2 protein-coding genes are annotated in these 2,746 nt (G+C 68.5%); both read left to right on the top strand.

Going from position 1 to position 2,746, the window contains the following annotated elements:
- Positions 1-293: 293 nt before the first annotated feature.
- Positions 294-1,190: a protease HtpX gene (gene htpX / locus E6J59_20015; protein TMB15367.1), complete on the top strand. Its 897-nt coding sequence runs from the start codon at positions 294-296 to the stop codon at positions 1,188-1,190.
- A 38-nt stretch (positions 1,191-1,228) separates the two neighbouring features.
- On the top strand, positions 1,229-2,746 hold a 1,518-nt coding region (locus E6J59_20010), incomplete at its 3' end, for a hypothetical protein (protein TMB15366.1).

Here is a 2,746-nt window from a genome sequence, read left to right as displayed (position 1 = left end):
CACGCTACCGCCTCGACCCGAAACCCGTACTCCGGCCCGCGCCGTCCCTCGCTTGTAGTGCTCGGCGCAACCTCGCCACTTCTTTCTTCAAGACCTTGATTTCGCGCGCCTGACTCTGGAGCGCGGCAACCGTCATGCTGGTGTAGCCATAGCGAAGCCTGACGCTCCCGGACCCCTTTGCTATCGGGCCGTTCCGCACTCGCCCGATCCGGGCCCCAGGTAGCCGGCGCTGACCTTGCTCGACCCTGCCGTCTGTTTGCTAGGCCGGTCGGTGCACCGCTATCCTCACCCGTATGGCCAAGCGAATCGTCCTGTTCTTGGTGGTCAACTTCCTCGTTGTCATCACCGTCTCGCTCCTCCTGAACATCCTCGGCGTCCGCCCCTACCTAACCCACAGCGGGATCGACTACCGCTCGCTCCTCCTGTTCTGCCTCGTGTGGGGCATGTCCGGGGCGTTCATCTCGCTCGGCTTGTCGCGTGTGATGGCGAAGATGGTGATGGGCGTGCAGTTGATCGATTCGAGCACACGGGATCCCGGAGCGCAGAGACTCCTTGGCGTCGTCGGACGTTTGACGCGCAGTGCGGGCCTTCCGATGCCGCAGGTTGGTATCTACGACTCGGGCGACCCAAATGCGTTCGCGACCGGCCCCACCCGGTCACGGGCGCTGGTGGCCGTCTCTTCGGGTCTCCTGCAGCGTATGGACGACGCTGAAGTCGAGGGTGTGCTCGGGCACGAGGTAACCCACATCGCCAACGGCGACATGGTGACGATGACCCTCCTTCAGGGCGTCATGAACGCGTTCGTGATGTTTCTCTCGCGAGCGATCGCGTGGGGGATCGCGCAAAGCATGCGCCGGGACGTGACGAAGGCGCCCTCCTACGCCCTCGTGATCGTCGTTCAGCTGTTGCTCGAGGTGGTCTTCATGTTCCTTGGTTCGATGGTGGTGGCGTGGTTCTCGCGGCAGCGGGAGTTCCGTGCCGATGCGGGCGGCGCACGCCTCGCGGGTCGTGAGAAGATGATCAACGCCCTCGCGGCCCTCAAGCGGAACGTCGAGGGCGAGCCGTCGGCTGAAGAGGCTCACCCCGCGATTGCCGCCTTGCGGATATCGAGTTCTACGAAGTTCATGCGCCTCTTTGCGTCGCATCCACCGCTCGACGAGCGGATCGCGCGTCTGCGGGCGGCAGCCTGAGCGCTGCGCAGATCACACGCATCAGAGGCCCTCTCGTCGTGGCCGTGCTCCTCGCCGCGCTGCTCGGCCTCGCCGAGTTGCCGTTCGCCGCGTTCATGGCTGACGACCTCTTCCAGCTCGGCGCGCTGGAGGGCGTCTCGCCCTGCACCTGGCTCGGCCCGTGGCGGCTTTACACGATCTCGGATGGCGTGCCCGAGCACGTGCGCGCCATGCAGGATGCGGGCGCCTTCCCCTGGTTTTTCGGCCCCGACTTCAACATGGCCTTTTTCCGGCCGCTCAGCTCGGCGCTCCTCGCCGCGGACCACGCGATGTGGGGCCTGTGGCCCGTCGGCTACCGGTTGCAGGGCGCCTGCTGGTTCATCGCGCTCGTCGCCGGTCTGGGGCTGGTGCTACGGCGCGCGCTCCCTGGGCCCATCGGGACGCTCGCGCTGATCGTCTTCGCCATCTCCGGCATCCACGGGAGCCTCTTCTGGAACGCGGCGCGCCACATCGTCATCGCCGGTGCGCTCGGCACGATCGCCCTCGCGGCCCATGTGCGCTGGCGCGAGACCGGGTGGCGGTCGGGACGCGTCCTGTCGGTCGTCGGGTTCGCGCTCTCGCTCGCGGCCAGCGAGGCGGCGCTCGCCGTCCTGGCCTATCTCTTCGCCTACGAGGCGTGCAGCGCACCCGGTGACAGCAAGGAGCGCTGGCGTGCCGTCAGCCCGGCGCTCGGGCTGCTCGCGGCCTACCTCGCCATGTTCCAGCTGACCGGGCTCGGCGCTGTCGGTGGCGGCTACGTCGACCCGCTCAGAGCGCCGGTCGCGTTTCTCGTCCAGCTCCCCGCTCGCTGGCTCTTTCTGATCGGCGCGGTGATCGGCGGCGGGGGTGCCGATCTCTGGATCTTGCGACCGGACCTGCGCTCCGCCCTCACGCTTCTCGGCGGCGCGCTGGTGGTTGCGGTCGCGTTGCTGCTGCGGATGGTCTGGGCAAGCGGCTCGGACGAGGAACGGCGTGGCAGCTGCTGGCTGATCGCCGGCGCAGCAGCAGCGGCGATACCGTTCGCCGGCACGCCGATCGGCTCACGCTGTCTCGTGCTGCCGATGCTGGGCGGGTCGGTTGCGATCGCGTTCGTGCTGCAACGCTGGTGGACGGTGCTGCGGCCGCCGCGGGGCGTCCGGTGCAAGGTCGTCTCGGCGGGCTGCGTCCTGCTCGCGGTGATTCACCTGGGTATCGCGCCCCTCGCGCGGCTCGCCTCCCCGTACGTGATGCGGGAGGTGATGCACGAACGCCTGGTCACGGCCATGCAGCAGGTCGAGCTCGACCCGGAGCGGCTCGCGAGGCAGCGCGTCGTCGTGCTGCGCGCGCCCGACTTCATCATGGGCCTGCACCCGTTCTTCTTTCGCACGCTCTACCGGCTGCCGATGCCCCGCTCGTGGCGCACGCTCTCGTGGGCACCGTGCCCGCATCGCTTCACGCGCACCAGCGCGGACACCCTCGAGCTGGTGCTGGTCGATGGTCAGCTCGACGCGCCCGGCCTCGCCGTGGGCGACGTGGTCGCGCTCGACGGCATGCGCGCG

Source organism: Deltaproteobacteria bacterium (assembly GCA_005879795.1).
Classification (GTDB): Bacteria; Desulfobacterota; Binatia; order DP-6; family DP-6; genus DP-6.
The sequence above is the reverse complement of the archived record's forward strand: the minus strand, read 5'-3'. Positions and strand labels throughout refer to the sequence as shown.

Excerpts from the sequence above, each read along its gene's own strand:
- htpX (TMB15367.1), top strand. The coding sequence starts at position 294 with ATGGCCAAGCGAATCGTCCTGTTCTTGGTGGTCAACTTCCTCGTTGTC.